Genomic DNA, 2056 nt, shown 5'->3' on the forward strand with positions numbered 1-2056 from the left:
TTGAGGTGGTGGAGATTATTTAGAAGTCATTTGTCAGTACAATAGAAAATGATAGCTCTGTAAATAAAATCACTCAAATCTTCACCACTAAATTGGTTTATATATTTTTTGAATCTGCTATCAAACTTGTAAGTATTTGCGATGCATTTCAGGATTTCATTATTACATATAAAAAAGTCTTGAAAGCTGTCTGCCCATTGTTTGACAATGGACTGTACATTATCCGAAGCAGGAGATTCTTTCATATGCTTGGCAAATAGTTTGAACAGCTCTTTCATGCCATCATCAAACTCAGTATAGAGTCTATCTTTTTCTTCGCTGGTTAATAGGGACATATTTTTCTCATACTCTTTGAATTTTTCTGTTTCACCGTAGGCAAATTTTGCCTCTCTCTTGCATTGCTCTTTTAGAGGAAGAACATTTGTGTTTTCAAATATGTCTAAATCAAATATATCCTCACCGGATAAGTAACGTTCTAAGTTGGACATCATTTTTTCCAATTTCTCTTTTTTTCTTGATAAAATTTTATAGTGACGTTCCAATATTCTGTTTTGCTCTTGTTTTGATAATTGAAGAATGCAAGATATATCTTTTAATGGCAAATCCATTTCTTTCAAAAACAGAATAATTTGTAGTCTTTCAAAATCGTTCATATCGTATAAGCGATAGCCATGAGAGGATAGGTTTGTTGCTTTCAACAAACCTATCTCATCATAGTAATGTAAGGTTCTTCGTGTAATTCCTGCTATCTTGGTTATTTCGTTTACTGTATAATACTGCTTTCGCACTTTGATCATCCTCCCATTAATGTTGAGATTTAGAACTTCATCTACTTTAACATCTCAATGCTGTCAATCCAATCTTGAACATGCTTATCATCAAAATCGCTTGTTGGCGCAAATCCCGGTAACAATTTTGAATTAGGGCATTCTTTAGATATATTGATTTCTATTTGCCCAAATCCACCACCACCATGAGTGCAAAACGGAATGATTGTTTTTCCGTTCAAATCAACACTACGCAGAAAACTCAATATCGGCGGTGCAAAAGATTTGAACCAATTAGGTGTTCCTACAAAAATATATTCATACTTGTTTACCGGTTCATTTCCAGACAGCAACTTAGGACAGTACCCCCTTTCAATTTCATTTCTTGTTTCTTTTGTTGCGCCATTGTAGGTAAATGAATAAGGTTTTTCTGGGATTAACTCTCTAATATCTCCATCTGTAATGATTGCTATATCTTCTGCCAAACTTTTTGTTGTATTTGAATAAGAGTAATATACAACCAATGTTTTACTCATAATAAATCCTCCGAAATTCTATTTGCATATTTTGCTTTTCTTCATTATAGTCTGTAACGTAACGTAACCGTCAAGTCCCTATATAAAAATAAATTCTAAAATAACTTGGTAACCTTATTAATGGGAATATCAAAACAGTAAATTGAATTGTAATGCAAAAGTAGGCGCAAATTGACACAAAAAATGACCTATCCAGACGACTGTTTCTGAATTATAACTTGCCGCCAAGGTACTACCATGCCCAAATGGTATCTTTTTGTATCCTCAAGGCATGTGGAGACTTGTGTGTTGCTACAACGAAAAATTATATAGAAGTCCTTAATTTTAGGCGCTTCTTCAATCATTTTGTTTTTATAAATGAGGGTGATAATATCCGTAATAAACAGTTTAAAAAATATATTAATGTTTCTGTGGTTATTGATATGAAGTGTGGAGATACAAAGAATAAAATTAAAAGTTATGAGATACTGTGAAAATGGTATCTCTTTTTTATGTCTGGATGTTCAGAAATGAGCGCCTATTTTGTGTAAAAAATCATGGGAAAAGTGATTAGTATACAACGAAAAGATGAGGAACTTTTATCTCTATTAAAAAAGAAATAAAATCATTCTATTTAATTGATATTTACCTAAGCAGACAAAGGCAATGCAAGTATCACAGTTTGATTTAGTGCTGGAAAAGAAGGAAAACAACTGGAAGATTGTCAAGAAATAGTATTGACAAATTCACTGGTCACCCCTATACTAAAATAGA

Annotated in this window: 2 protein-coding genes; both read right to left on the reverse strand. The window is 32.4% G+C overall.

What is annotated here, in order from left to right; genetic code table 11:
- Nucleotides 1–26: 26 nt before the first annotated feature.
- Nucleotides 27–788, reverse strand: a complete 762-nt coding sequence (locus tag B3603_RS18750) for a MerR family transcriptional regulator (protein ID WP_291567762.1) — start codon at nucleotides 786–788, stop codon at nucleotides 27–29.
- 41 nt (nucleotides 789–829) lie between these two features.
- On the reverse strand, nucleotides 830–1303 hold the full coding sequence (locus B3603_RS18755) for a flavodoxin (protein ID WP_291567764.1): 474 nt from the start codon (nucleotides 1301–1303) through the stop codon (nucleotides 830–832).
- Between the last annotated feature and the right edge of the window lie 753 nt (nucleotides 1304–2056).

It is taken from the genome of Clostridium sp. UBA2485 (assembly GCF_002341865.1).
Classification (GTDB): domain Bacteria; phylum Bacillota; class Clostridia; order Clostridiales; family Clostridiaceae; genus Clostridium_J.

Coding starts and splice junctions, on each gene's coding strand:
- B3603_RS18755 (WP_291567764.1), bottom strand. CDS start 1,303: ATGAGTAAAACATTGGTTGTATATTACTCTTATTCAAATACAACAAAA.